The sequence below is a fragment of the Aquabacterium sp. genome (genome assembly GCF_044226965.1).
Taxonomy (GTDB): domain Bacteria; phylum Pseudomonadota; class Gammaproteobacteria; order Burkholderiales; family Burkholderiaceae_C; genus Pseudaquabacterium.
This window is the reverse complement of the sequence record NZ_JBGAGA010000124.1, coordinates 1-5014: the sequence shown is the minus strand read 5'-3', so window position 1 is coordinate 5014 and position 5014 is coordinate 1. Positions and strand designations below refer to the sequence as shown.

Annotated in this window: 6 protein-coding genes; 2 read left to right on the top strand and 4 right to left on the bottom strand. The window is 70.5% G+C overall.

Annotation, left to right across the window (positions count from 1 at the left end; genetic code table 11):
• From ACILR4_RS28755 to ACILR4_RS28740, 4 genes are all read right to left on the bottom strand, one after another.
• Positions 1-325 (bottom strand): CoA transferase (locus ACILR4_RS28755; protein WP_395704318.1); only part of this gene is annotated, 325 nt, incomplete at its 3' end.
• A 10-nt stretch (positions 326-335) separates the two neighbouring features.
• On the bottom strand, positions 336-1196 hold the full coding sequence (locus ACILR4_RS28750) for a MaoC family dehydratase N-terminal domain-containing protein (RefSeq protein WP_395704317.1): 861 nt from the start codon (positions 1194-1196) through the stop codon (positions 336-338).
• Between the two features lie 167 nt (positions 1197-1363).
• Positions 1364-1546 carry a hypothetical protein gene (locus tag ACILR4_RS28745; RefSeq protein ID WP_395704316.1) on the bottom strand — a complete coding sequence of 61 codons (183 nt, stop codon included), beginning with the start codon at positions 1544-1546 and terminating at the stop codon, positions 1364-1366.
• Entirely contained in the window at positions 1543-3561 is a 2019-nt protein-coding gene (locus ACILR4_RS28740) for a 4-oxalomesaconate tautomerase (protein WP_395704315.1), read from the bottom strand. The genes ACILR4_RS28745 and ACILR4_RS28740 overlap by 4 nt, the downstream gene beginning before the upstream one ends.
• Before the next feature lie 90 nt (positions 3562-3651).
• Here ACILR4_RS28740 and ACILR4_RS28735 point away from each other — a divergent pair, with 90 nt between their 5' ends.
• Entirely contained in the window at positions 3652-4572 is a 921-nt protein-coding gene (locus ACILR4_RS28735) for a LysR family transcriptional regulator (protein ID WP_395704314.1), read from the top strand.
• A gap of 194 nt (positions 4573-4766) precedes the next feature.
• On the top strand, positions 4767-5014 hold a 248-nt coding region (locus tag ACILR4_RS28730), incomplete at its 3' end, for a hypothetical protein (RefSeq protein ID WP_395704313.1).

Here is a 5014-nt window from a genome sequence, read left to right as displayed (position 1 = left end):
CGTAGCCCAGGCCCAGCCGCGCGGCCGCGCCGGGCGCGAGGTTCTGCACCACCACGTCGGCCTTCTCCAGCACCAGGCGTTCGAGCAGCTGGGCGGCCTCGGGGTGCTTGACGTCCAGCGTCAGGCTTTCCTTCGAGCGGTTGGTCCACACGAAGTGCGAGGCCAGGCCGCGCACGCGGCTGTCGTAGCCACGGGCGAAGTCGCCGACGCCGGGGCGTTCGATCTTGATCACGCGGGCGCCCAGGTCGGCGAGCTGGCGCGTGGCGAACGGCGCCGCGATGGCGTGCTCGAGCGTGACGACGGTGAGTCCCTTGAGCGGTTGCATGCCTAACCCCTTAACGCAGCGTGGCCACGGCGTCCATCGTCAGCCAGCCTTCATGGTCCTGGGCCCACAGCTTGACGGTCTTGCCGTCGTCCTGCAGTTGCCCGTTGACGCGGAACGCATGCAGGTCGAAGGTCGGCCGCACCGCCTTGAAGCGGAAGCTGGCGACCTCGGCCTCTGGCGCATGGCGGCGCACCAGGTCCATCAGCAGCGTGGCGATCAGCGGGCCGTGCACGATCAGCCCGGGGTAGCCCTCCACCTCGGTCACGTACTTTCGGTCGTAGTGGATGCGGTGGCCGTTGAAGGTGAGCGCCGAGTAGCGGAACAGCAGCACGTCGTCCGGCACGATCTCGCGCTGCCACGCGGCGCCGCTGGGCGCCGGCTGCGGCGGCGGATCGACATCGCCTGGGCGCCTGGCGTCGCGGTAGACGATGTCATGGAACTCGACGATCGCCGGCTCGGCCGCGCCGTTGCAGCGCAACTCGTGGCGCACCTTGACGAAGACCAGCGTGCCGCTGCGTCCCTCCTTGACCGAGACGTCGGCGATGGTCGAGGTGCGCTCGACCGTGTCGCCCACCCGCACCGGCGCGCGGAACTCGAACTGGCTGCCGGCCCACATGCGGCGCGGCAGCGGCACCGGCGGCAGGAAGCCGCCGCGCCGGGCGTGGCCGTCGGGGCCGACCTCGCTTTGCCGGTGCAGCGGCAGGAAGTACAGCCAGTGCCACAGCGGTGGCAGCGCCGTGCCCGGGTTCACCGCCATCGGCGGATGGTCCAGCGTGGCCTGCAGCGCCTTGACCGGCGTGGCGCCGATCAGGTCTTGCAGGCTCTCGCTGCGGCCCACCCAGGCGCGCAGCTCGTTCAGCGAAGTGTCCATGTCGCAGGCTCCGTTCCGATTCAGTAGGTCATCTCAGGGGTCCATGTCGCAGACCGGCACCCTTGTGGCATGCATCAGGCGCCACCAAGCAACCGCCGCGGAACCGGCTTTGCCGGGCCGCTGGCGGTGCCCCCTGGGGGGAGGCGCCGAAGGCGCTACGGGGGGAGTCAATCAGCCGTCAGCTTGGCGCGCTGCACGACGCCCTTCCACTTGGCCAGCTCGGTCTTCACCAGCGTGCCCAGCTGCTCGGGCGTGCTGGTCTCGACGTCGGCGCCGTGCTCCTCGATGCGCTTGATGACTTCCTTGTCGGCCAGCACCTGGTTCAGCGCCTTGTTGAGCTGGTCGATCACCGCCTTCGGTGTCTTGGCCGGCGCGAAGATCGCGTACCACTGCTGCTGGTCTCGACGTCGGCGCCGTGCTCCTCGATGCGCTTGATGACTTCCTTGTCGGCCAGCACCTGGTTCAGCGCCTTGTTGAGCTGGTCGATCACCGCCTTCGGTGTCTTGGCCGGCGCGAAGATCGCGTACCACTGCTGCACGTCGACGCCGTCCACGCCGGCTTCCTTCAGCGTGGGCACGTTGGGCAGCAGAGGGCTGCGCTTCGGGCCGGCGATGGCCAGCGCGCGCAGCTTGCCCGCCTTCACATGCGGCAGCGCGGTGAAGAAGCTCGGGAACATCAGCTGCGTCTGGCCGCCCAGCGTGTCGCTGATGGCCGGCGCGGCGCCCTTGTAGGGCACGCCGATCATCGAGACGCCGGCGTTCAGCTTGAACAGCTCGGCCGCGAAGTGCGGTGCCGTGCCGTTGCCGGCGGAGGCGTACATGTACTGGTCGGGCTTGGCCTTCAGCTGGGCCAGCAGTTCGCGCACGTCCTTGAACGGCGCGTTCGGGTTGGCCACCATCAGCGTGGGTGAATAGCCCACCAGCCCGACCGGTGCGAAATCGGCCACCGGGTCGTAGCGCAGCTTCTGCAGCGCCGGGTTCATCGCGTGCGTGGCGATGTAGCCGAACATCAGCGTGTGGCCGTCGGGCGTGGCCCGCGCGACGAATTCGCTGGCGATGGCGCCGGCCGCGCCGGCCCGGTTGTCGATGATGATGGTCTGGCCCAGCAGCGGCCCCATCTTCTGCGCGATGGTGCGGGCCATCGCGTCGTTGCCGCCACCGGCCGCGGTGGGCACCACCAGCGTGATGGTCTTGTCCGGGTAGGCCATGGCCAGCGGGGCGGCGGCGGCCATCACGGCAGCGACCGCCGGTGCAATCAAGCGCTTCATCGATTTGTCTCCTTCGGATGGTTGCGAGAACACGTAGGGCGGCAGGTGCAGTTCGCCCTGCAGGATCTTTCGGGCGGTGCGCACGAGCGCGGCACGCTGGATGCGGGCTTCCGCCCCCTGGCCTTCGATCGCCACCTCGACGTCGATGCGCCCCTGCGGATGCAGCACCGAGATCACGCGCGCGCCGGGCCGGCCTTCGCTGCCGCTGACCACGGTGCCCGGCAGCGCGAACGCGGTGGCGACGCCGATGGCGCCGGTGACGGCATGCGAGGCATGGCAGCGCCGCGGCGTGAAGTAGCGCGAGGTGATGCTGCCGGCGCTGTCGCCGTCGCTGGCGATCACCGGCTTGGGCACCACGCTGCCGGACACGTCGCCCAGGCCCATGGCCTGGCCGGCCGCCAGGCGGATGGCTTCGATGCGGGCCAGCAGCGCGAGGTCGGCATCCAGCTCGGACGGCGCCTCGCGGCCGGTGAGGCCCAAGTCGCGCGCCCGCATGATCACCAGCGGCATCGCGGCGTCGATGCAGGTGAGCTCGATGCCGCCGATGCGATCGATGCGATGCCCGGTGGGGAACAGCGAGCCGGTCACCGCGCCCCAGGCATCCAGGAAGTTCAGGCGGATCGGCGCGGCGGTGCCGGCGACGCCGTCGATGCCGGTCTCGCCGTCGTAGGTGACGCGTCCTTCGGGCGTCAGCACCGTGACGTCGATGCGCGAGCGGGTGTTGACGTTGAACACCCGCACCGTGGTCTCGCCGTCCTGCGCCTGGACCAGGCCCTGCTCGATCGCGAAGGGCGCGACACCCGAGAGCATGTTGCCGCAGTTGGGCCGCGTGTCGACCGACTTCTGCCCGACGCCGACCTGGGCGAACAGGTAGTCCACGTCGCAGCCCGGCTCGGAGGACTTCGACACGATGGCCACCTTGCTGGTCAGCGTGCTGCCGCCGCCGACGCCGTCGACCTGCAGCAGGTCGGACGCGCCGATGGCGCCGATCAGCGCCTCGTCGCGGGCCGTGTCGTCGGCCGGCAACCACTCACGCAGGAAGAACGGCCCGCGGGAGGTGCCGGCGCGCATCAGGACGCAGGGGATGGCTCGCTTCATGACCTCCATCTTCGGCGCCGGGATTGCAAAACGGAATTGCATCTTTAAGATCAACTGATCCGCTTTCGGCATCAATTGCAGGACCCCGCCATGGCCATCAACTTCGACCTCAACGACCTGCTGGCCTTCCGGGCCGTGGCCGAGCTGAGCAACTTCCGCAAGGCCGCCGAGTCGGTGCACCTGTCGCAGCCGGCCTTCAGCCGCCGCATCGACAAGCTGGAGCAGGCGCTGGGCGTGCGGCTGCTCGAGCGCACCACGCGGCGCGTGACCCTCACCGCGGTGGGCCGCGACTTCGAACGCAAGGTGCGCGAGCTGCTCGACGAGCTGGACAACACGCTGCTGGGCATCCGCGGCGTGGCGGCCACGCGCATGGGCGAAGTCACGGTCGCCTGCGTGCCCTCCACCGTCTACTACTACCTGTCGGAGGTGATCCGCCGCTACCACGAGCGGGCGCCCCGGGTGCGGGTGAAGGTGCTCGATGCCGGTGCCAACGAGGTGCTGGCGGCCGTCTCGCGCGGCGAGGCGGACTTCGGCCTCAACTTCATCGGCGCGCAGGAAGGCGAGCTGGCGTTCGAGCCGCTGGTCGAGGAACGCTTCGTCGCCGCCTGCCGGCGCGACCACCCGATCGCCCGGATGAAGCGCGTCAGCTGGTCGCAGCTGGGCCAGTACGACTACATCTCGGTGGGGCGCAGCTCCGGCAACCGCGTGCTGCTGGACCAGGCGCTGGCCAGCGTGAAGGCGCGGCCGCAGGCCATCTACGAGGCCCAGCACGTGACGACGACGCTGGGCCTGGTCGAAGCTGGGCTGGGCGTGGCGGCGGTGCCGTCGATGGCCATGCCCGGGCCCGAGCACCCGCTGCTGGTGAGCGTGCCACTGGTCGACCCGGTGATCACGCGCAAGGTCGGCCTGATCCGCCGGCGCGGCCGCTCGCTGTCGCCGGCGGCGCAGCAGCTGTACGACCTGTTCGCCGAGGTGCGGTCGCGGCGGCCGCGCCGATCGACATCGGCTTGATGCGCTGGCGCGATCCAGGCCTGGCGCGCAGCATGCCCTGGCGCACACCGAGGGCACCCGTCGATTGACGGCCCCCAGGCATTGCGTAAGCTCGGCGCGCCGCCCGCAGGACGAGGGCCACGCGCTCGGCGGCCACGGCGGCAGCCCGTCGCCGCGGCCGGCACAGGACCTGGGCCAGGAGGTGCTTGAGGATGATGCAGGGCCAGCGGAGCCAGGTGAGCTGGATCGCGCGCACGCGCCGGTCGCAGATCGGCCATGCGCAGCGCAGCGCCGATGGCACGCCGATCCTGCTCAAGGTCGGCACCGGCGACGCCAGCGACTTCCGCGAGGAACATGCGCTGCTGCAGGCGCTGCAGGTGCCCGGCCTGCTGCATCCGCTGGAGCTCAGCACCTCCGGCGCGCTGCCGGCGATGGTGTGCGCCGACCTCCCGGTCACCGGCCT